The sequence below is a fragment of the Companilactobacillus nodensis DSM 19682 = JCM 14932 = NBRC 107160 genome (genome assembly GCF_000615905.1).
Taxonomy (GTDB): domain Bacteria; phylum Bacillota; class Bacilli; order Lactobacillales; family Lactobacillaceae; genus Companilactobacillus; species Companilactobacillus nodensis.
This window is the reverse complement of sequence record NZ_BAMN01000009.1, coordinates 67,555-90,581: the sequence shown is the minus strand read 5'-3', so window position 1 is coordinate 90,581 and position 23,027 is coordinate 67,555. Positions and strand designations below refer to the sequence as shown.

Annotated in this window: 19 protein-coding genes, 3 tRNA genes, 1 riboswitch and 1 other annotated feature; of the genes, 14 read left to right on the top strand and 8 right to left on the bottom strand. The window is 38.3% G+C overall.

Features of this window, described 5'->3' with window-relative positions:
- Positions 1–18: 18 nt before the first annotated feature.
- From JCM14932_RS08195 to JCM14932_RS08185, 3 genes are read right to left on the bottom strand one after another with little or no spacing between them, the layout of a single operon-like run.
- Entirely contained in the window at positions 19–708 is a 690-nt protein-coding gene (locus JCM14932_RS08195) for an ABC transporter ATP-binding protein (RefSeq protein WP_025024450.1), read from the bottom strand.
- A 3-nt stretch (positions 709–711) separates the two neighbouring features.
- Positions 712–1,773, bottom strand: a complete 1,062-nt coding sequence (locus JCM14932_RS08190; RefSeq protein WP_025024449.1) for an ABC transporter permease — start codon at positions 1,771–1,773, stop codon at positions 712–714.
- Entirely contained in the window at positions 1,774–2,298 is a 525-nt protein-coding gene (locus JCM14932_RS08185; RefSeq protein WP_025024448.1) for a TetR/AcrR family transcriptional regulator, read from the bottom strand.
- Positions 2,299–2,644: 346 nt separating this feature from the next.
- Between JCM14932_RS08185 and nrdD the strand changes: the two genes are divergently transcribed.
- The 5 genes from nrdD to JCM14932_RS08160 all read left to right on the top strand — a co-directional run bounded on the left by nrdD (position 2,645) and on the right by JCM14932_RS08160 (position 9,318).
- Positions 2,645–4,864, top strand: a complete 2,220-nt coding sequence (nrdD, locus tag JCM14932_RS08180) for an anaerobic ribonucleoside-triphosphate reductase (RefSeq protein ID WP_025024447.1) — start codon at positions 2,645–2,647, stop codon at positions 4,862–4,864.
- Positions 4,800–5,381, top strand: a complete 582-nt coding sequence (gene nrdG, locus JCM14932_RS08175; RefSeq protein WP_025024446.1) for an anaerobic ribonucleoside-triphosphate reductase activating protein — start codon at positions 4,800–4,802, stop codon at positions 5,379–5,381. The genes nrdD and nrdG overlap by 65 nt, the downstream gene beginning before the upstream one ends.
- Before the next feature lie 159 nt (positions 5,382–5,540).
- Complete coding sequence (locus tag JCM14932_RS15015) at positions 5,541–6,914, top strand: Nramp family divalent metal transporter (protein ID WP_235700568.1); 1,374 nt, start codon at positions 5,541–5,543, stop codon at positions 6,912–6,914.
- A 15-nt stretch (positions 6,915–6,929) separates the two neighbouring features.
- Positions 6,930–7,370, top strand: coding sequence for a universal stress protein (locus JCM14932_RS08165; protein ID WP_025024445.1), 441 nt, complete (start codon positions 6,930–6,932; stop codon positions 7,368–7,370).
- A gap of 148 nt (positions 7,371–7,518) precedes the next feature.
- Entirely contained in the window at positions 7,519–9,318 is a 1,800-nt protein-coding gene (locus JCM14932_RS08160; protein WP_025024444.1) for a heavy metal translocating P-type ATPase, read from the top strand.
- On the opposite strand, the gene JCM14932_RS08155 is transcribed toward JCM14932_RS08160, so the two are convergent.
- On the bottom strand, positions 9,313–9,936 hold the full coding sequence (locus JCM14932_RS08155; RefSeq protein ID WP_025024443.1) for a DNA-3-methyladenine glycosylase: 624 nt from the start codon (positions 9,934–9,936) through the stop codon (positions 9,313–9,315). The two genes, JCM14932_RS08160 and JCM14932_RS08155, sit on opposite strands and share 6 nt — an antisense overlap.
- Positions 9,937–10,063: 127 nt before the next feature.
- On the opposite strand from JCM14932_RS08155, the gene JCM14932_RS08150 reads away from it, so the two are divergent.
- The 3 genes from JCM14932_RS08150 (at position 10,064) to JCM14932_RS08140 (ending at position 10,613) form a co-directional block, all read left to right on the top strand.
- Positions 10,064–10,135 (top strand) — tRNA-Glu (locus tag JCM14932_RS08150).
- Between the two features lie 6 nt (positions 10,136–10,141).
- Positions 10,142–10,214, top strand: a tRNA-Val gene (locus tag JCM14932_RS08145).
- 132 nt (positions 10,215–10,346) lie between these two features.
- Positions 10,347–10,613, top strand: coding sequence for a hypothetical protein (locus JCM14932_RS08140; protein ID WP_025024442.1), 267 nt, complete (start codon positions 10,347–10,349; stop codon positions 10,611–10,613).
- A gap of 156 nt (positions 10,614–10,769) precedes the next feature.
- Here the strand turns inward: JCM14932_RS08140 and JCM14932_RS08135 are convergent, their stop codons facing one another.
- On the bottom strand, positions 10,770–11,576 hold the full coding sequence (locus JCM14932_RS08135) for an N-formylglutamate amidohydrolase (RefSeq protein ID WP_025024441.1): 807 nt from the start codon (positions 11,574–11,576) through the stop codon (positions 10,770–10,772).
- Between the two features lie 15 nt (positions 11,577–11,591).
- Entirely contained in the window at positions 11,592–12,275 is a 684-nt protein-coding gene (locus tag JCM14932_RS08130) for a hypothetical protein (protein ID WP_025024440.1), read from the bottom strand.
- Positions 12,276–12,356: 81 nt separating this feature from the next.
- Positions 12,357–12,443: riboswitch (SMK box riboswitch) on the top strand.
- Here JCM14932_RS08130 and metK point away from each other — a divergent pair.
- The gene (gene metK, locus JCM14932_RS08125) at positions 12,441–13,637 is read left to right on the top strand and encodes a methionine adenosyltransferase (protein ID WP_025024439.1); all 1,197 of its coding nucleotides are present in this window, start codon (positions 12,441–12,443) and stop codon (positions 13,635–13,637) included. (Overlaps the previous riboswitch by 3 nt.)
- 96 nt (positions 13,638–13,733) lie before the next feature.
- Positions 13,734–15,209 (top strand): MDR family MFS transporter, encoded by a 1,476-nt coding sequence (locus JCM14932_RS08120; RefSeq protein ID WP_025024438.1) that lies wholly within the window; start codon positions 13,734–13,736, stop codon positions 15,207–15,209.
- On the opposite strand, the gene JCM14932_RS08115 is transcribed toward JCM14932_RS08120, so the two are convergent.
- Positions 15,162–15,806, bottom strand: coding sequence for a phosphatase PAP2 family protein (locus tag JCM14932_RS08115; protein ID WP_025024437.1), 645 nt, complete (start codon positions 15,804–15,806; stop codon positions 15,162–15,164). The two genes, JCM14932_RS08120 and JCM14932_RS08115, sit on opposite strands and share 48 nt — an antisense overlap.
- A 79-nt stretch (positions 15,807–15,885) precedes the next feature.
- Here JCM14932_RS08115 and JCM14932_RS15010 point away from each other — a divergent pair, with 79 nt between their 5' ends.
- From JCM14932_RS15010 to JCM14932_RS08100, 3 genes are all read left to right on the top strand, one after another.
- Complete coding sequence (locus JCM14932_RS15010) at positions 15,886–17,205, top strand: glucosaminidase domain-containing protein (RefSeq protein ID WP_025024436.1); 1,320 nt, start codon at positions 15,886–15,888, stop codon at positions 17,203–17,205.
- 1 nt (position 17,206) lies between these two features.
- Positions 17,207–17,414: a binding site (T-box leader), on the top strand.
- A gap of 55 nt (positions 17,415–17,469) precedes the next feature.
- On the top strand, positions 17,470–19,890 hold the full coding sequence (leuS, locus tag JCM14932_RS08105; RefSeq protein WP_025024435.1) for a leucine--tRNA ligase: 2,421 nt from the start codon (positions 17,470–17,472) through the stop codon (positions 19,888–19,890).
- A gap of 487 nt (positions 19,891–20,377) precedes the next feature.
- Positions 20,378–21,973 (top strand): putative polysaccharide biosynthesis protein, encoded by a 1,596-nt coding sequence (locus JCM14932_RS08100; protein ID WP_051528099.1) that lies wholly within the window; start codon positions 20,378–20,380, stop codon positions 21,971–21,973.
- A 29-nt stretch (positions 21,974–22,002) separates the two neighbouring features.
- Here JCM14932_RS08100 and JCM14932_RS08095 read toward each other — a convergent pair whose 3' ends face one another.
- The gene (locus JCM14932_RS08095; RefSeq protein WP_025024433.1) at positions 22,003–22,836 is read right to left on the bottom strand and encodes an NAD(P)H-hydrate dehydratase; all 834 of its coding nucleotides are present in this window, start codon (positions 22,834–22,836) and stop codon (positions 22,003–22,005) included.
- A gap of 65 nt (positions 22,837–22,901) precedes the next feature.
- On the opposite strand from JCM14932_RS08095, the gene JCM14932_RS08090 reads away from it, so the two are divergent.
- Positions 22,902–22,984, top strand: a tRNA-Leu gene (locus JCM14932_RS08090).
- Positions 22,985–23,027: the final 43 nt, after the last annotated feature.

The window sequence follows — 23,027 nt, the reverse complement described above, 5'->3', positions numbered from 1 at the left end:
GGATTTGAGCCTCTTTCGTTATGCAGTTTTCATGTTATTATTCAGAGTCATTTGTCCGTCCATGATTTGATAGACGTTGTCCGCAAATTCGATCAAACGTAGATCATGAGTTACGACGATTACAGCCGTATTTTTTTCACGAGCGAGTGTTTGAAAAATTTTGCCTACCTCGGCCACACGTTCACTGTCCAAAGCAGCAGTTGGTTCATCTGCCAAAACGATATCAGGTCGGGTGTATAGTGCTCTAGCAATTGCTACACGTTGATTTTGACCACCGGATAATTCACCGGGATATTTGTTTTGTAATTCTTCAATGTCTAGTTGTCTTAGCAAAGCTTCTAAGGAAAGATTGGTTAAATTGTGTTCTTTCTTAACTTTTTTGACTAATTGAAATTGTTCTTTAACGGTGAGGTAAGGAATAAGATTGTATGCTTGCAATACGAAGCCAATTTTGTTCAAACGCATAGCGTCACGTTGTTTATTAGACATTGACTTGACAGCTTGTCCCTCTAGCTCAACTTCACCAGTCGATGGAGTTTGTAAGCCACCAGCAATTGTTAGGAAGGTACTCTTACCAGACCCTGATGGTCCAATTACCAAATTAAGTTCACCTTTTTTAGCGGTGAAGTTGATATCCTTTAGAACATGGACACGGCTAGAACCAGTGCCGAAGTATTTGTTGATATTATTTAATTGTAAAGTTGTCATAAGTTATCCTCCAATTACACTGACTGGGTCGACGTGTAAGATTATTCTGATGGGAATTAGTGAGCCTAATAATCCAGTTAAGATCAATCCAACACCAACGCCAGACAGGATAGGAATATTAAAGCTCATTGGGACTGTAGCTGGCATTACGAAGGCTGTTATAGCCGTCAAAACTATACCGATCAACAAGCCACCAACAACAAGCGTTACTGATTGCGAGATGGTAGCACCGACAAGTGTTTTGGCAGGGATACCTTGTGCTCTTAGAACAGCGTAATTTTGAATCTTCTGAATTGTCAGAATATATAAGAACACCGCTATAACGATAAGAGAGATGATCATCAAGAAGGCAATCATGAAGGTGAAAGTTGAATTCTGTGCTGAGTATCCTGGTAATTTAGAAACAAAAGCAGACGTTGGGTATGTCTTGAGTTGTTTGTTACCAGCCTTGAAATCGGCATTCTTTGAAACAATGGTACTTGCAACAAACTGGCCATTGATGTTTTTCAAACTTTGCCAAGCTGAGATGTCACCATAAACGACAGGGGCAATATTTAATTTGGCATTCTTAGTGAATCCTACGATCGTATATTTTTTGTCAATCGAATTGAATTGAATCTTGTCACCGAGCTTGTATCCATCTGTTTCGAATTTATCATCGACAACTACTTGGTTAGACTTGTTTACTTTGTGTCCTGATGACAGTACCAAATTCTTAGCGATAAACTGGCTATCCTTTAGACCTAAGAATTGGGCCGATTCGTTAGTACGACCAGATTTCTTAACGACCACAGCCGCCTGTCCAATATAAGCTTCTTTAGAAGTTATCTTAGTCTTTTTTACTTCATCTTTGGTGATCAGGGATTGCGTCATACTAGTGTTTGAATCTTTATCAAGCACAACACTGTTGATGTTCCATGAGTCGATGGCATCAGTGTTTTGTTGCGCCAATCCCATTGCTAGACTAGTTAAAATAAAAATCAGATAGCAGATAAGCACGATCATACCAATGATCAATCCATACCTAAGTTTTTCCTTCTTGATTTCTTTAAGTGATAAAAACATTTAATCATCCTCTTTGGCTAATGTGTGTAAGACGTTAGACAGTTTCTTTAAAATCATTTCTTTGGATTCCGGATCGATCATTATTTGTTTAATAGCATCGTGGATCATGATCTGTGTGGCCCAGAAGTATTCATTTTCACTTATCAAATGATTATTGAAAGTGGAAATAAAAAAGTTCTCATTGTAAAGCATGTGCATTTTTACTAGGGGGTAGTAACGGCTGTCACTACTTCTTTCGACAAATTCTCTAGTTTGTTCGACATACTCTGTAGGTTTTAATTTTTTACGAGTATCAGTTGAGATATTTTGATGAATCTCTGTTAAAGCATGATGATAAAGATATTCGTAACTATCCTGCAGATCGTCAAAGTATTTGTAGAATGCCCCACGGGCAATATCGGATTCTTTAACTATGCGTGATACTTGTGCCTCTGCAAGAGTGTGGTGCGAAAATTCATCTAGTAATGCATCTAATATACGGGTTTGTTTTTTATTATCTAAATTTTTGAATGTATTAGAAACCATGGTTCCTCCTTTGTGACACCGTGTCACTTTTATGTATGAGGCTATTATATGTAGTAGGTGACACCGTGTCAATAGATTTCACTTAACTTATGATAAACGAATAATATTTTCCTATATATTATTGGCATAAAAATTAAAATACCCAAAATAATTATCTAAATTAAATCCTTGATTTTTTAGATGAATTTAGGGCTGTTTTTATGAAACATTCATCAAAAATATTTTTATTATCAAAAATCACATACCACATATAGTGTGAAACAAATTAGGCCCACCACTAGATATTGATTTTAAAATATTTACCCAATATAATAGAGCCATTCACTTGAAAAGGGTTGTGTGTAATATGTACGAGGTAAAAGCTCAAAATATACTGGATACTTTGAAGAGTATTCCAATTCTAAAAAGATGCGGAGAGAAGACAGACTTCTATCCATACAAAATTGAATTTGTATTAAACAAATTGATTGATGATCAAGACAAAATCAAAAAAATCGAGGATGACTTGGTCTACAAGTATCAAGACTCTTTTGTTATCGAGACATCACAGTTACATGATGAAATTATCGGATTGTTAAAAAAATACCATCTAGCCAGCCAAGCTGATGAGTATCAAGAGTATTTTGAAGCCGAACAGCAAAACTTCGAGGATGCCACGAATGTCGAAGCCAATATCAACAAGTTGTTCGGTAATAATGAACGTATTGTCCATGAGAATGCCAACAAGGACAGTAATATCTTTAATACACAGCGTGATCTTGAAGCAGGGGTTACTAGCCGCGCCCTAGGACTCAAGATGTTGCCAGAATTAGTTGCCAAGGCCCATTTGCGAGGTGACTTGCATTGGCACGATTTGGATTATTCACCAGTTACACCAGAAACCAACTGTTGTTTGATCGACTTTGATGAAATGTTGACAAATGGTTTTAAGATCGGTAATGCTTGGGTGTCATCACCAAGATCTATCCAAACAGCAACCGCCCAAATGTCGCAGATTATTGCTAATGTAGCCTCACTACAATATGGGGGATGTTCTGCTAATCGAATCGATCAATTGTTGGCACCATATGCTCAGCTGAATTATGACAAGCATATGAAGGATGCCAAGGAATGGGTCATTGAAGATAAGCGTGAAGAGTTCGCCAAAGCTAAGACCAAAAAAGATATTTATGATGCGATGCAAGCTCTTGAATATGAAATCAACACTTTGTATTCGTCACAAGGTCAAACACCATTTACTACGATTAATTTTGGATTAGGGACAAACTGGATCGAACGCGAAATACAAAAATCCATTTTAAAGATTCGTATCAAGGGATTAGGCAAAGAACATCGAACAGCAATTTTTCCTAAGCTGACTTTTACCGTAAAACGAGGTTTGAACTTAGATCCACAAGATCCTAATTACGATATTAAGCAACTCGCTATTGAATGCTCGACTAAGCGTATGTATCCTGATTTGTTGATGTATGACAAGATCAAAGAAATCACTGGTAGTTTCAAAACACCAATGGGATGTCGGTCATTCTTACAAGGTTGGAAGGATGAAAACGGCAAAGAGGTTAATTCCGGTCGGATGAACTTAGGTGTTGTTACTGTCAATCTTCCCCGTGTTGCGCTTGAAGCACATGGTGATAAGGATTTGTTCTGGGAAATATTCGAAGAGAAAATGAAACTCTGTAAAATGGCGCTTGAATATCGTGTTGCGCGTACGAAAGAAGCCAAGCCAGAAAATGCGCCACTATTGTATATGTATGGTGCCTTCGGTAAACGTCTTAAAGCTGGCGACAGCGTGGATGAATTATTCAAGAATCAACGTGCGACCGTTTCACTAGGTTACATTGGACTATATGAAGTGTGTACTGAATTCTTTGGTAATCAATGGGAAGATAATCAAGAAGCTCATGACTTCGCAGAGAGTATTGTTCGTGCATTACGTGACAAGTGTAGTGACTGGGCAGATGCTAGTGGTTATCATTACAGTCTCTATTCAACACCAGCTGAGTCATTGACTGATACATTTTGTCGTGATGATATTGAGAAGTTTGGTCGTATTCCTGATATTACAGATAAGGAATATTACACGAATAGTTTTCACTATGATGTTAGAAAGCATCCATCACCATTTGAGAAATTAAGCTTTGAAGAAATCTTCCCACACTATGCTTCTGGTGGGTTCATCCACTATTGTGAATATCCTAATTTGAAACAAAATCCCAAAGCTTTAGAGGCGGTCTGGGATTGGGCTTATGATCATGTTGGTTATTTAGGTACCAATACTTCGATCGACCAATGTTTCAAGTGTGGATTCAAGGGCGAGTTCAATGCGACTGCTCGTGGATTTGAATGTCCACAATGTGGCAATCATGATCCTCAATTCTGTGATGTTGTTAAGCGTACATGTGGTTACTTGGGTAATCCGCAACAACGTCCGATGATTCATGGTCGACACGTTGAAATTGCTTCACGTAAGAAAAATATGACTTCGGAGATGATAAAGAATGCTGCAAGATACGAGAAGACCAAACAATCCGACTCCCAAAGAATGGTTAGCACAGAATCTTAGTCAACAGTATATTGCTGATTACAAACCATTTAACTTTGTGGATGGAGAAGGCGTTCGTTGCAGTTTGTATGTAAGCGGCTGTCCGTTTCATTGCCCGGGTTGTTATAACGTTGCTGCACAGAATTTTCGCTATGGTAAGCCATATACACAAGAATTAGAAGATCAGATCATAACGGACATGAGTGAAGATTACGTTCAAGGTCTGACACTTCTAGGTGGCGAACCATTCATCAATACGCAAGTTTGTTTGAAGTTATGTAAGAGAGTGCGTCAAGAGTTTGGCGATACCAAAGATATTTGGTCATGGTCGGGCTATACTTGGGAAGAGTTACAAAAGGATTCTGATGATAAGTTGGAATTATTATCATTGATCGACATCCTGGTCGATGGACGATTCCTCAAGGATAAAATGGATCTGACATTACAATTTCGAGGAAGTTCCAACCAGAGAATTATTGATGTTCAGAAGTCATTAGCTGATAGACAAATCGTCATTTGGGACAAATTGGTTAAATAATTGTTAATGTGAATTAAAAGAAATGGTCAACCGCTTGTTTTTGAAGTGGTTGACCATTTTTGATTTGATATAAATATTTATAGATGTTTAGGATAGCCTAACTAAATGCTTTACTTCCCAATTAATCGCCCTATTATGTGGGCATAGGAGGCAAAGAAGATGAAAGATATCGTAATGGCTTCAAAGAAAGAAAAGTTGATTCACTATGCTAATGGACCTTCACTGGAAGAGATAAACAGCACAGTCGATATCCCCAAAGGTAATAACTTTTGGAAGAATTTGATGGCAGTTCTCAGGACCAGGAGCTCTGGTAGCCGTTGGTACATGGATCCTGGTAATTGGGTAACATCTATCGGTGGTGGTGCAGAATATGGATATTTGTTAATGTCTGTGATTCTGATTTCGAGTTTAATCGCCATGTTATTACAATATATGGCGGCTAAACTGGGAATAGTTACACAAATGGACCTGGCTCAAGCGACCCGACTTCATACCGGCAAGACCTTGGGCATCGTATTATGGATAACAACTGAACTAGCTATTATGGCAACTGACATTGCTGAAGTTATCGGTGGTGCTATTTCACTAGAATTATTGTTCGGATTGCCATTGGTCATTGGTGTTTCACTAACAGTGTTTGATGTATTGATCTTGTTGTTACTAACAAAATTAGGCTTCAGAAAAATCGAAGCAATCGTCGTCTGCTTGATTATGGTTATCCTGGTGGTCTTCTTGTATGAAGTAGCAATCGCAAAGCCCAATATGGCAGAAGCAATGGCTGGATTCATTCCACAATCAAAGATCATGCATCCCGGTGAACTAACAATGGCACTAGGTATTGTTGGTGCTACTGTTATGCCTCATAACTTGTATTTACATTCATCAATTTCTCAGACACGTAAGTTTGATCACAGCAACGAAGATGATATTGCTAAAGCAGTTAAGTACACAACATGGGATTCAAATGTTCAATTAGGTGGTGCATTTATCGTCAATTGCTTGCTATTACTTCTCGGTGCTGCAATGTTCTTTGGCAAACCAACTGAACAATTGGGTACGTTCGGCAACTTATATGCTGCATTGCAAAACCCTAAGATGGCAGGATCAGTAGCTTCACCAATCCTTTCAATTTTGTTCGCGGTTGCCTTACTGGCATCAGGTCAAAATTCTACAATTACCGGCACACTAACTGGTCAGATCGTAATGGAAGGCTTCATCCATATGAAGATGCCACTTTGGGCTCGTAGATTGGTAACAAGACTCATCTCAGTAATTCCGGTTTTGATCTGCACGATTATCTATGGCGGCAAGGAAACAGCATTAGATAATCTCTTGGTCAATTCACAAGTATTCTTGTCAGTTGCATTGCCAATCTCCATGATTCCGCTGACGATATTCACTAGCTCAAAGAAGATCATGGGTAAAAGATTTGCAAATAAAACTTGGATAACCGTTCTGGCATGGTCATGTACCGTGATATTGACCATTCTGAACTTACAAATTGTTTGGAGTTCAATTCAAGGGTTATTTTGATGAGGAGATGTAAGTATGTCTAAGCAGGATAATTCTTATGAAAGAATCCTTGTTGGTGTTGATGATTCAGAAGATTCACAATTAGCATTTAGATATGCGATGAAACGTTGTGTTAGAGATAATGCCACTTTGATAATTACTTCAATACTTGAAGAACAAAATATGAGTGTCTATCAGATTTTGAGCAAAGATTATCTTCATGGAGAACGCGAGGAATTAGAGGAGCACATTAGACATTATCGGGATGTGGCTCTTCGATATGGTGTCAAAAAAGTCGAGATGTTTGTAGATGAAGGTGAACCGGGAGAAATGATAGTCAAAGAAATAATTCCGTCTTCTGAAGCTGATCTATTAATAATCGGTTCCAACTCAAAAAAAGGTATCAAAAAGTACTTTGGTTCTCAGGCAGCATACATGGCGAAGTATTCGCCGATATCGGTAATGATAGTACGATAACAGATGATGAGAGTGCGGCAAAACGCATCCTCATCTTTTTTCTATACCAAAAGTATATTGCAGGTATGCGATGTTGGCATAACGATACAAGAATGTACTATATGAAGTTCTTAAATGTTATCTTTAAATTGAGAGGGAGGGGTACATTATGAATTCAGATAAAATAAAACTATATAGTACGTTATCAATTGGTGCAGTAGCTTTTGTATTGGAATTTATGTTCCATAAGCCCCTGTTGTCGCAGGTGATTATTAGTGTCTTGGGATTAATATTAGCTTTGATCATGTTTGTAGATATGATCAAGGTGCTCAAGAGCGGCGACTTTGGAGTTGATCTATTAGCTATTACTGCCATCGTTGCTACCATCGTTCTTGGTCAATACTGGGCCGGTTGGATTGTTTTATTAATGCTAACAGGTGGAGATACTCTTGAGGAATATGCCGCCAACAAAGCTAAGAGTGAATTGAAGACATTGCTCGACAATACACCATCACAGGCACACAAATTATTAGATGACGATGTGAAAGACGTAGATATCGATGATGTTCAAATCGGGGATGTTCTATTGATTCGTCCTAAGGAACAAGTCCCAGTTGATGGGATCGTTATTGAAGGTGAATCAGAAATCGACGAGTCATCGCTAACCGGTGAGTCAGTTCCGGTCAGTGTTAGTCTTGATTCACACGTTATGTCAGGCTCAATCAACGGTGAGACATCATTCAAAATGAAAGCCGATAAAATTGCGGCAGATAGTGAATATCAAGCTATTGTTAAATTGGTTAAGGAGTCGGCTTCTAATCCAGCACACTTCGTTCGTTTGGCTGATAGATATGCCGTTCCGTTTACTATTGTTGCGTATGTGATCGCAGGATTAGCTTGGTACTTGTCAAAGGATCCTGTCAGGATCGCACAAGTATTGGTTGTCGCATCCCCATGTCCATTGATCTTGGCAGCTCCGATTGCTTTCGTATCAGGGATGAGTCGTACTAGTAGAAATGGTATTATCGTAAAATCCGGTACAGCACTAGAAAAAATTTCGTCAGCCAAATCAATTGCCTTCGATAAAACTGGAACGATCACTCGTGGCAAATTAGTTATTGATAAGTTCAAACTCCAGTCTGGATTCGACTCAGATACCGTCTTATCATATGCGGCCTCGATCGAACAGAATTCGAGTCACGTTATGGCACAAGCAGTTATTGACTATGCAACTGACAAGGGTTTGAAACTGATCAACGTTAATGATGCTAAGGAGTACACTGCACAAGGGATTGCCGGAACGATCGATGGTCATATTGTCAAAGTAGGACAAGGTGAATTTGTCACTGAGTCAAAAGTTGATGATGTGAAGGGTTCAGGTGTATATGTATCAATTGATGGTAAATATGCTGGTGCATACAGTCTGATCGATCAGATTAGGCCTGAATCGAAGTCAACTATTCAACGGTTAAAGGACTTCGGGATTTCCAATATATTGATGATTACTGGGGACAAAAAAGAAGCAGCCGATTTGGTTGCTTCTGAAGTAGGTATCACACAAACTTTTCCAAGTAGTTTGCCGGAAGATAAAGTTAAAATAATTCAAGGCTTAGATAAAGAATACCATCCAAGTATCATGGTCGGTGATGGTGTTAACGATGCCCCAGCACTCGCTTTGGCTGATGCTGGTATCGCGATGGGGTATAAAGGTGCTAACGCCGCTAGTGAGTCCGCGGATGCGGTTATCCTCAAAGATGACCTGAGCAAGGTAGGGGATGTGGTTAAGATCTCCCGTGATACGATGAAAGTTGCTCGTGAAGCGGTATTGATCGGTATCTTTATTTGCATTATCTTGATGGTCATCGCGGGATTCGGATTAATTCCCACTATTATTGGCGCCATGCTACAAGAAGTAGTTGATACAGTTACGATTCTCTATGCGTTGCGTGCTAGAAGTGATCGTCTATAGCCATCCGTATGTATCAAGATTCATATCACGTTTATACATCTTGGAAACATAAGGATTTCCTTCAACAATAAAACGCATTTTTTTAGAAGTCCAAGGCTCCTTATTTGGTACACCGATACGTGGTGTTGCCAAAATGTTTTTGGGAGTTTGGACTTTTTTATCTGAAAAAATAAAATTGTCAGAGTTTAGCATCGTGCCAGATAATTCTTTATCAAGAATTCCAAATGAACGTATCCATTTTGCTGGGCCGTTAGAAATATTGAAGCCAGTTTGGTGACGGTTTTGTTCCATCATTTCAATCCCGTCGAGGGGTTGTAATCCACGGATCAAAATACCATTTGGTGTACCAGCCTTTTGGACACTGATATCCATATCAAGCCAACTGTGGATCGAATAAATATAAATTGTGCCACCAGCCTGATACAGTGGGTCATTAGATGGTGTATGGCGGCCATCGTAACTATGTGCAGCCATATCGATCGGTCCTAAGTATGCTTCTGTTTCAACAATGATCCCTGAGAACTTGCCTTGGTCAGAATTATAGGTAAAAGTATGACCAAGCATGTCCTTGGCAATGTCCATCGTTTCGTTATTTTCAAAGTAATCTTGTACGTTCAAAATGTACCTCCAGCAATTTTTTTATAAAAACTTGAAAAAAGACTTGTCACGTCTTTATATCTAATATATAATATTTTTTGTGCTTGAGAAAGGGATACGTAAATATACGGTTTCTTGACGAAGTTATGACCCGTTGGTCAAGTGGTTAAGACACCGCCCTTTCACGGCGGTAACATGGGTTCAAATCCCGTACGGGTCACTATTTGGAGGATTAGCTCAGCTGGGAGAGCATCTGCCTTACAAGCAGGAGGTCACAGGTTCGATCCCTGTATCCTCCATCGAATAGTTGTTCCAAGTTAGCTAGGACATTTTGTCCTAGCTTTTTTTGTACTCTTAATTCATGACAGAGTTTACAGAATAGGTTATGATGGTGGTAATTTCAAAGAATGGTAATAGGAGTGTGATATAAAATGTTAAATCATCATTGCGCACCAAGAGCTACCGAAGAAGATAAAGAAAAGTTTTTTACTTTGATCAACGATAAGCCATGGTTGATACCTTCGACTGTATTACTAGAAATCATTCCAGTATCGATCATTGCATATGGATTCTGGAAGAACTGTCGTTTGAAGAAGAGACTTCAAATTGAACATCAAAAAACAGTTCGTGAATATATCAAGAAATCTGAGACAGGTAAATTAACACAAGAAGAGTTTTATTATTTGAAACATATTTAAAAACGAGAGTGTGACAAAACACGTTTAACTTCTGAGTATAACCTAAAAAAGACATCGTATTTACGTAGTAAATTCGATGTCTTTTTGTAGTTAAACGGAAGAAGTTGTGTTTTGTTACGCGTTTATGCTGCAAATTTATTGATTTATGTAGTTATGTCACAGCCCCATTTTTGCTATAAATAAGTCAGTTATTTTTTTCAAATCATTTTGTGCTGTAGCAAATAATTCTGAATTGTAATTTGTTAGTTCTTCTTCTGTGAACTCTCGATTTTCGATGTAATTGTTGTAACGTATTTCAAGTTGTAAGGCATGAATATTAGCTTGTCGACCGTAATGCTTGGTTATGTGACCACCAGTAAAAGGAAAATTATCAGATACAGTATAGCTCTTTCGATGTAATTCGTTGGTCAGCCAGCTTCTGATGTGGTCAGACGAAGTATTATCGTAATCATTGCCAATCACGAAGTCAGCTGGAGACATCATTTCAAATCGGGGATAGTATGCAAAGCTATGGAGATCCACTAGATAGATTTCATCGAACTTATCTAGTTTGTAATCGATCAGCTTTTGTAGTTGGTCATGATAGGGATGATAAAATCTGGTTAATCTGTCCTCAATTTGTGCTTTACTAAGTGGTTCATCGTATAGATCATGTCCAAACGTATTGTGTTGATAAACAACATTATGACGGTAATCGTTGTCGTCATCGATTGCAAAGCTCTTGCGGTTAGGGTCAGCAATATAACGGTTGATATTGTTTTGAATCACAGTTAAGCCTAATTCAGGTAAAAAACTGTATAGTTCCTGCAAAAACCAGTCGGAGTTTGCCAACACAGCCTCACTCCTCAGTACAGTACGAATTTCTTCTGGAACGAACGTCCCACTGTGCGGCAGACTGAAGATGACTGGGTATTCGTTGGAGTCAGGGTTGAAGCAATCAAAGTTTGATTTGGTTGTTTCCATCTAAGACCTCATTTCTCAAATTAATAATAGGAAGTTTCCGATAACTCGATAGAACAAATTGGATGTAGATAGATGTCTGAACTTCTTTAATAGCACCGCAACGACCACGAAGATAACGATGGTGATCGCAGTTAAAGCGTTGATGTATCCCAATAAGAATAATATCAAAGTTAGGCCCGATAGTGTTACTAATTGAATGTAATCTGATCTGGCTCCTTCGAAGTAATCTATCAAAATAGCGGCGATGTTGACTAATAGTAGTGGCACGACAAAGGTAAATGATATGAAGTGCATGTACGTATAGGCAATGGCAATCGACATAAAACTAGGGATAATAAAACTTTCAATCAGGGTTTGTACCAGTTGATATTTTTCGTCGAAGTATTTGGTGATGAAGAGTAATACTAATTGTACAAAAATCAAGATGATTACGTTAAGATTCAAACTCTTGGATGACAGTACAATTAAAATTACGTAAATTATGCTATAAAGTCCGTTGAAATACATATTAGGTTTTAATGATCTAATATATTCCTTATAGATAGCGACCATACCGATCATAATAGCCAGATACCAATTGATCGTGTAGTTGTTTAGATTATGTCCGAAGATGAATATGAACGGAAATATATGATAACTGAGAAATTCTATCAATGAAGCAAATAATTTTTTATACTTTTTATAAGTTGAGTTGTTCATGACTGCTCCTTGCGGGTATATACAGCAATATTAATGTAGAAAATTGTCTTCGTCAATTTGTTTTAAATTAAATCTGTGTTAATCTATTAAGAGGTTCCTGATGGGATCCTTTTTTTATTGTGATTAATAAAAGGAGAAGCCCTGTAACCGAAAGGTGGAAAAATTATGTCAAAAAATTATTTATTTACTTCTGAATCAGTTTCAGAAGGACATCCAGATAAAATGGCTGATCAAATTAGTGATGCCATTCTCGATGCAATCCTAACAAAGGATAAGAATGCGCGCGTTGCCTGTGAAACAACTGTTACTACTGGATTAGTATTAGTTGTAGGTGAGATCTCAACAACAGCTTATGTTGATATCCAAAACGTTGTTCGTAAGACTATTACAGAAATCGGATATGATGGTTCAAATCCTGGTTTCAATGGTAATGGTTGTGCCGTACTTGTTGCACTTGACGAACAATCACCTGATATCGCTCAAGGTGTTAATGATGCGCTTGAGAAGCGTGGTAAAGACGCTGATTTCGATCCATTGGATCAAATTGGTGCCGGAGATCAAGGCTTTGTCTTCGGTTTCGCTACAAACGAAACTAAAGAATTCATGCCTCTTCCTATTTCATTGGCTCACAAGCTTATGCGTAAGACTGCTGAAGTTAGAAAGAACAAGACAATTGATTACTTGATGCCAGACGCAAAGTCACAAGTAACAATTGAATATGACGAGCATGACAAGCCTTTGCGTATTGATACTATCGTTATCAGTACTCAACACAAGGCTGAAGCATCATTGGAACAAGTTCAACGAGACATCAAGAAGTATGTCATCGATGAAGTAGCTCCAAAAGATATGATGGATGACAAGACTAAAATCTTGATCAACCCAACAGGCCGTTTCGTTATTGGTGGACCAGAAGGAGATTCTGGACTTACTGGTAGAAAAGTCATCGTTGATACATACGGTGGTTTTGCTCGTCACGGTGGTGGTGCCTTCTCAGGTAAGGATGCTACAAAGGTTGACCGTTCAGCTAGTTATGCCGCAAGATATATTGCTAAGAACCTTGTTGCTGCTGGTATTGCTGAAAAGGTTGAAATTCAAATTGCTTATGCCATTGGTGTAGCAAAGCCGGTTTCAATTCACGTTGATACATTCGGTACAAGTAATTATTCTGAAGATCAAATTGTTGATTGTATTAATGAGTTCTTTGATTTAAGACCATTAGGTATTATCATCATGCTTGATCTTCAAAGACCAATTTATAAACAAACGGCTGCTTATGGCCATTTCGGACGTACAGATATTGAACTTCCATGGGAAAAACTTGATAAGGTTGATGAGATCAAGAGTTTCTTCAAGGAATAGTAGATGATTACAGAGGCGTTCCTTTAAAGCTAATACTTTAAAGGACCTCTGTTTTTTTTATGTCATTATTTAGTTTTTGAGGGGGAAGTATTTTTAATGGAACAAAAAAATCAATCAAATGTAGCTGTTGTAACTGTCGCAATCTTTATCGCTACATTCATGACTGCGATTGAGGGAACAATTGTATCTACTGCCATGCCTACTATCATCGGTAGTTTACACGGTGTTAGTTTGATGAACTGGGTTTTCTCAATTTATTTATTAATGACAGCTGTTTCGACGCCAATTTATGGTAAGTTGTCAGATATTATCGGACGTAAGCCAGTCTTGATGTTTGGTCTAGCGTTATTCGTTGTTGGTTCGACACTTTGTGCCATGTCTAATTCAATGCTTACACTGATTCTAGCACGTGTTGTTCAAGGATTGGGATCAGGAGCCATTCAGCCTTTGACATTTACCATTATTGCGGATATTTATCCATTGGATAAACGTGCTAAGATCCTTGGATTCAATGGATCAGCATGGGGAATCGCTGCTATTATTGCACCATTACTAGGTGGATTCATTGTTGAAAAATTAAGCTGGCATTGGGTATTCCTGATCAACTTGCCAGTAGGTTTGATCACGATTGCCTTGATTTGGATCTTCTTAAAAGAAGACAAGCGTGAGCATGACAAGGTCAGAATTGACTACACTGGAACAGCTTTGCTAGTTCTAATATTATTGCCACTAATGCTTGCCTTACAGTATTTGAGTGCTAGTTCAATGTTATTACCAATTGGTTTGGCTCTAGTTTCAGTTGTTTCAGTATTCTTGTTTATTAAGGTTGAAAAACATGTTGCTGATCCAATTTTGCCACTGCAATTATTCAAAAATAAGACTTTTGTAATTCAGAATATTATTGCGCTATTAGTCAGTGGGTTCTTAATTGGGTTTGAAGCTTACATTCCAACTTGGATGCAAGGAATCTTAGGCTTGAGTCCATCAATGGGTGGATTTGCTGTTACACCAAGTTCAATCGTCTGGATCTTCGGTTCATTCTGGGCTGGTTCATTAATCAAGAAAATGGCTCCAAACAGAATTATTTATATTAGTTTGTTCTTCATTGGATTAGCGAATATCGCTTTATTGACGGCAAATGTTTCAACGCCATTTATTTACTTCTGTGGCCTTGCAGCTGTTGGTGGACTAGGGTTTGGTTTGACCATCACGACAACGACCGTTACAACACAAACAGTCGTTTCACCTGAAAACGTCGGTGTCGCAACTAGTTTTAATACATTGTTGCGTACCATCGGTCAATCAATGATGGTCTCAGTCTACGGAATTATTCTTAATACTGCCTTGATCAAAGGTGCGGCTGAGAACAAAAAAATAACTGTCGATATGATGAATCAATTAATTGATCCACAAACCGCCAGTTCCTTGCCAACAGAGCTTTTACCCAAAATGAGACAAATTCTTTTTTCTGGATTGCACAATATGTACGTCGCATCTCTAGTATTATTGATTATAGGCTTAATTCTAAATGCCTTTGAGCTTAAGAATAGAAAGATTCTTGGCTCTGAATAATAGAGTTGTGAATGTGAGAATGGTTGCTGCCAAGAGGTAGCCGCCAACAACATCACTTGGATAGTGAACACCAACGAAGATACGACTGTATCCGATAAGGATCACTAATCCAATTGCGATGACACTTAGTGTGATTTTGACGCTTAACTTTTTGAACACAAATAGAGCAATTATCAGTAATGAAATATATAGTGCAAATGATCCAGCAGAGTGTCCGCTTGGAAAACTGTATCCACCAGCATAAACATAGTGATGGTGTGCTGGTCGTGGACGTTGGACGTTCATCTTGATCGTATGATTGATCCATGATATAGCAATTTCGTTGATTGCAACGAATCCAGCTGCATAAAAGTATTTCATTAGAGCTAATATTATTACAGAAATAATAGTTAAAATTGTAATTGTGCCAGTGTTTCCACAGGAAGTTAAAAATCTAAAAATACTGAGTGAAAAAGCATTGTGATGATAAACTTGTCCGATTACGACTTGATCAAATGTCCTGATGAAACTTGTCTGTTTGATAACCAGTAGGCTCCAAATAATAAAACAAATCAGCAGGATTAAATTAAAAAAAGACATTTTTTTAGAAATTTTCATTGTTTTTACTCTCTATTGTTTAAATTTTGTTTAAGAAATTATATAATGTTGTATAAGCTTTTATGTGGGGTAAATGAATATGACTATTATACGTCGTGAACGCATTCGTGAAGAAAATCGTTTGACTAAATTAAATAATAAAAGTATTAAAAGTGCAAATTTGCGTAAGAATGTTACTTTCTTAGGCGGTAGTTTGGTTGTCGGTGGAGTATTTGCTCAATTAGCTGATGTATCAACTACTGTGCCAGTATATGCGGAAGCAACTTCAGCTAGCACAGGTTCAACAGATTCAACTACTAGTGTAGCAGGGATGGTCACACCGCGTGGAGTTGGTGACCAAAATTTCATTAACTACATTGGTAATTCAGCACGTAAATTGGCTGACAATAATGATATTTATGCATCAGTTATGATTGCCCAAGCTATGGTCGAGAGTGGCTGGGGAACTAGTGGTTTAGCTAGTGCACCTAACTATAATTTGTTCGGTGTTAAGGGTTCATACAATGGTGAGTCGGTTAACATGGGAACTCAAGAAGACGATGGAACTGGTAGTTTGTATTCGATCAGTTCTAACTTCAGAAAGTATCCATCTTACAAGGAATCACTTGAAGATTACGTTTCATTGATCAGAGGTGGCGTTTCAGGTAATCCTGAAATTTACGCTGGTGCATGGAAGAGTAATACTGAATCATACAAAGATGCCACAGCTTATTTGACAGGTCGTTATGCTACTGATACTACTTATGCTGACAAATTGAATGCTATCATTCAAAAGTATGATTTAACTCGTTTTGATACAGACACTGATTCACAAGATCAAACTTATGTCTTTGCATCAGGGGACACATTACAATCAGTTGCTGACAAGTTCAATATGACCGTTGAAACATTGATGGAACTTAATAACTTGAAGACAAGTAGCTATGTATACCCTGGCAAGACTTTGACAGTCTTAAAGGTTATCGGTAATAACAATGGTGACAATCAACAACCTGTAACGGTTAATAATATGTCTAATGTAACTGGTTCAACTGATGCTTCAGCAACCGCTACAAGTTCTGATGTTTATGGTAATGACCAAGCACCAATTATTGTTCAAGATGAAACTGACGGAGTTAAGAAGTACGATGCATCTAACAGTTCATCTAATGTTGCAGTATCAGTTAAGAATACTTTGACTACAGGTACGACTGGTAGCTCAGATAATTCAGCCCCAGCTGCCGCAGCTGATAATGATACTACGCCAAAAGATGATTCAACTGACAATTCTGTAACCGTTCAAGATGGTGACACAATTGATTCGATTGCATCTCAAGCTAATACAACTGCTGATCAGATCAAGCAAGATAATAACTTAAATTCTGATTTATTGGTTGTCGGACAGAAGTTAATGGTATAGTATATAAATCAACGGAAATAGTAAGTGAAGGAAGAATTTCAGAAAGTACGTGGCTAATGTGAACGTATAACTTCTTTGACTGAACTCATCCATTTAAGTTTAATTGCTGAACTAACAGTAGGTGATTACGAATAGTCCGCGTTAAGGCATTCAAGAGTCGCTCTCATTGAGCGGAACTTAGGTGGTAACGCGATAATTTCGTCCTATGATTAATTTCATAGGGCGATTTTTTATTATCGTGACAAATTATTTGGAGGATAAAATATGTACAATCACAATACAGTTGAGAAAAAATGGCAAAAGTATTGGAAAGAAAATCAAACTTTCAAAACTACTAATGACAAGGATAAGAAGAACTATTATGCACTAGACATGTTCCCATATCCATCTGGACAAGGTCTACACGTTGGACATCCAGAAGGTTATACTGCAACTGATATTCTCGCTCGTATGAAACGTGCTCAAGGATACAATGTTTTGCATCCAATGGGCTTCGATGCTTTTGGACTACCTGCTGAACAATATGCGATGGATACAGGTCACAATCCAGCTGACTTCACAGAAAAGAACATCCAAAACTTCAAACGTCAGATCAACTCACTAGGATTCTCATATGATTGGGATCGTGAAGTTCAAACGACTGATCCTAAGTATTACAAGTGGACACAATGGATCTTCGAACAAATGTACAAGAAGGGTCTAGCTTATGAAGCTGAAGTTCCAGTTAACTGGAGTCCTGATCTTGGTACAGTTGTCGCTAACGAAGAAGTTATCGACGGTAAGACCGAACGTGGAGGTTTCCCAGTTGTTAGAAAACCTATGCGTCAATGGATGCTAAAGATCACAGCTTATGCAGACAGATTGTTAGACGATTTGGATGACATTGACTGGCCAGAAAGCATCAAAGAAATGCAGCGTAATTGGATCGGTCGTTCGATCGGTGCTCATATTGATTTTCCAATCGATGGTTACGATGATAAGAAAATCACTGTCTTCACAACACGTGCTGATACTATCTTCGGTGTTTCATATGTTGTTCTAGCTCCAGAAAACAAGCTTGTTGATATCATCACAACGGATGAACAACGTGCTGATGTTGAAGCATACAAAGAAGAAGCTGCTCGTAAGTCAGACCTTGACAGAACTGACTTGAATCATGATAAGACTGGTACATTTACTGGTGCTTATGCAATCAATCCTGTAAATGGTGAAAAAGTTCAAATCTGGATCTCAGATTATGTTCTAGCTACATATGGTACAGGTGCTGTTATGGCTGTTCCTGCTCATGATGATCGTGACTTTGCCTTTGCTACAAAATTCCACTTGCCAATTAAACAAGTTGTTGAAGGTGGAGATATTACTAAAGAAGCTTTCGGTGGTGACGGTGCGCACATCAACTCTGACTTCTTGGATGGATTACATCAAAAAGAAGCTATTGATAAAGCAATTGAATATCTAGAAGACAAAGGTTACGGTAAGAAGTTCGTTAACTACAAACTTCGTGACTGGTTATTCTCACGTCAGAGATACTGGGGTGAACCAATTCCTGTTATTCACTGGGAAGATGGTGAAACAACTCTAGTTCCTGAAGATGAATTACCATTGAAGTTGCCTGCTGAAGCAGATATCAAGCCATCAGGTACTGGTGAATCACCACTTGCTAACTTGACTGATTGGGTAAATGTTGTTGATAAGAACGGTCGTAAGGGTCGTCGTGAAACTAACACAATGCCACAATGGGCTGGTAGCTCATGGTACTACTTAAGATATATTGATCCACATAATGATGAAAAATTAGCTGACTACGACCTACTAAAAGAATGGTTGCCAGTTGACTTGTACATCGGTGGTGCAGAACACGCCGTACTTCACTTACTATATGCTAGATTCTGGCACAAAGTATTGTACGATTTGGGTGTTGTTCCAACTAAGGAACCATTCCAAAAACTATTCAACCAAGGTATGATCTTGGGTGATAATCATGAAAAGATGTCTAAGTCGAAGGGTAATGTTGTTAATCCGGATGATGTTGTTGAATCATACGGTGCTGATACCTTGAGAGTTTATGAAATGTTCATGGGACCATTGGATGCTTCAATTCCTTGGTCAGAAAACGGACTATCCGGTGCCCACAAGTTCCTTGATCGTGTTTGGAGATTATTTATCAATGATGATGACTACAGTACACTTTGCGATGGTTATGTCGTTGACACTAATGATGGCAAGTTGGATAAGGTTTATAACGAAACAGTTAAGAAAGTAACTGAAGATTATGACGCCTTGCACTTCAACACTGCTATTTCACAAATGATGGTCTTCGTTAACGAAGCTCACAAAGTTGATACTATGCCTAAAGAATACGCTGAAGGATTCGTTAAGTTGCTTGCACCTATCGCTCCCCACATGATGGAAGAATTATGGAGCAAGTATGGACACGAAGGTTCAATCAGCTATGCAGCATGGCCAACATACGACGAAAGCAAGATGGTTTCAGCTACTGTTGAATTGATCGTTCAAGTTAATGGTAAGTTGAGAGATAAGATGGAAGTTCCTGTTGGAATGGGCAAAGATGAAATTGAAAAATTAGCTCGTGAAGATGAGAAAATCATGAAATTTACTGAAGGCAAGAATATTATTAAGGTGATTGTTATACCTAATAAGATTGTTAATGTTGTTGTTAAGTAGAGCGTGTCAAAAGACGGTAACGCCTGAGCATTACCTAGGATAACGAAGGTGCCAACGTAGTTGGTGCATTTGTTATTCGTAGTAAGCGGAGGGGGTTGTCTTTTGTAAGCGCGTTTTAGAGAGAGTGGAGAAAGACGGTAAATGCTGAGCATAGCCTAGCTTAAGAATTGATGCGGTTTGTGCATCCTTTCTTAAGCGTAGCTAAGCGGAGGGGGTTGTCTTTCGCAACTCGTTTCGAAAGACGTATAAAGCAAACAAACAGTAAAATAAATTTCCAATTCTAAGAGATTGTGATGGACAAATCACAGTCTCTTTTTTAGAATTTAATTGCAATTAACTGAATTTAAGAGTATTTTTAAGTTTCTGAGTTCACAACTTTGCTATAATTGAAGAGATAGTTTTTAAGGTGGTGCAGGACTTGAACGAAAACCGTGACGATGAAGAAATAACCCCAGTTTTGAATCCTGAAACTTCAACACAAGATACGATGTTGAAAGGTTCAGCGTGGATGACTGCAGGGAGTATTTTTTCACGTATATTAGGTGCAATATATATTATTCCTTGGATGGCGTGGATGGGTGCTGCTTACCCACAAGCTAACGCATTGTATGCGAAGGGATATAATATTTATAGTTTATTTATTATTATTTCGACGGCGGGGATTCCGGGGGCTATTTCAAAACAAATCTCTCACTATAACGCCTTAGATGAGTATTCGACTGGTAACAGGCTATTTAAACATGGTCTACGGATCATGACCATAATGGGTGTTGCCTTTGCCGCATTGATGTACTTCGGTGCACCATTGATGGCGGCATTATTTGCGGACGGGGATCCTCGTAGTATTCCCGTTATCAAGTCGCTAGCGATTGCGGTTTTGATAATTCCAATTTTGAGTATTATGAGAGGGTACATGCAGGGTTATTCTGACATGGCTCCTTCGGCTATATCACAGTTCATTGAACAAATTGCCCGAGTTATTTATATGCTTGGAGCAACGTATGTGATTATGAAGATGAATAACGGTAGTTATATTACTGCCGTTGTTCAATCAACATTTGCGGCATTCATTGGTGCTGCATTTGCAATTGGAATTTTGTTATTCGCGTTCATGAAGAAGATGCCTAAGTTGCGGGAGTTGTCGCGTAACGGGAAGGCGCCAGAGGAACTTAATAAGAACTTTACGAGAGAAATCTTTGAACAAGCCGTGCCGTTCATCATATTGGATGCCGGTATTACGTTCTTTAATTTGTTCGACCAATCAACTTTTAATCAATTCATGAGAATGTTTGTTAAGGCTACGAATGATCAATTGGATAATTATTATTCATTGTTTGGATTCCAGGCTAATAAGTTAATCATGATTATTGTTTCATTGTCAGCTGCTATGGCAGTTACAGCAATTCCGATTTTGTCAGGATTGTATTCTAAGGGTGTTAAGAAAGATATTGAAGATCAAATTTCTAATACGCTAGAATTGTTCTTCTTCATCATGATTCCAGCATCGTTAGGGATGTACGCTGTATCGCAGCCGCTATGGACAACATTTTATCGTTATGATGAATTAGGTATTTTGATGTTACAATTCAGTTCGGTAATTTCAATCTTGTTAGGATTCTTTACCGTACTATCCGCAATTTTGCAGGCGTTGTATAACAACAGGTTAGCTATTAAATACTTCATCTATGGTTTCATTGCCAAAGTATTGGCACAGATTCCAATGATTGGATTGTTCCATGAGTTTGGTCCATTGGTGGCAACAAGTATTGGTATGGGCGTAGTTTGTTGGTTGATGACTAGAAAATTACATCAGGTTTATCCATTCGATACCAATAGAATTTCACGTCGTATTAGTGGGATCATTATGTTTTCACTTGTAATGTTTGCGGTCGTAATCCTTGTTAACTGGTTAGTATTCCATTTTGTTGGCAATTCTGATCGTATACTAAGTGTTATTATCTTGATGGTTGAAGCAGTACTAGGTGGCGGTATTTATGGTTATCTAGTGTTGAAAACACAACTGGCTGATAAGATACTTGGTTCAAAGGTTGAACGTATTAGACGTTTAGTTAATATAAAATAAAAAAAATGTCGACTTTTTAGTCGGCATTTTTAATTTGAGAATTTCATCATATATTTTGGTATCTTACTGATCAGCTTTGAAGGTAGGACAACATAGTCAGTCTTATTGATCTTATCAGCAATATAACTATGTAAGTACAATCCAGCAGAGATTGTTTCGAGTGAGAATCCGAACTGTCCAATGAATCCTGCTAGAATACCGGTTAATGTATCGCCCATGCCACCAGTTGCCATACCGGGGTTACCATCATCTATTTGGAGTACTTCTTCAGAAGAATAAATTTCTGAATGATGTTTTTTTAGAATCAATACAGCTTTTGGAGCAATTCTGTTTAGTGCAGATAAGTTGTTGTCAGGGGTTTGCTCGGGTATATCTAAGCCTGATAGTCTAGCCCATTCACCTTGATGTGGAGTCAAAATCAATTTGTCGATAGAAGTTAAGTCAATACTCTTTTCCGCAGCAACTGTTAGAGCTGAAGCGTCCATAATGACGGTGGTATCAGGATTGATGTTTTTAATGACAGTATCAATTATTTCTTCAGTTTTAGGCGATGTTCCCAATCCGGGTCCAACGACAATCACGTTGTTTTTGACGATGGCATCGATCATTTCTTCTTTGTCATTATAATCAAGCGTCATAGCTTCAGGTACAGCGGTATTCATAGCTGTAAATTTTTCTGGAATCGTTAGAACAGTGACTAATCCTGCTCCGGTATGAACTGCAGCTGACGTAGACAAAATGGCTGCTCCACCAAATGGAAGAGATCCAGCAATGATCAATATTCGCCCGTAGTTACCCTTATATGATTCTGGGTTACGTGCTTTAATTACTTTAGATAATATAGATTTATTGATTTTTTCCATTACAAGAACCTCCAATTGTAGTATCATTTAATATTGTAAGCCATATCAGTGAGATATGGTACCGTGCCGCTGTGGCGGAATTGGCAGACGCGCAGCGTTCAGGTCGCTGTATGGGCAACCATGTACAAGTTCGAATCTTCCAGCGGCATAGATGATATAGAGTAGGGATGTTTTTACATCTCTACTCTTTT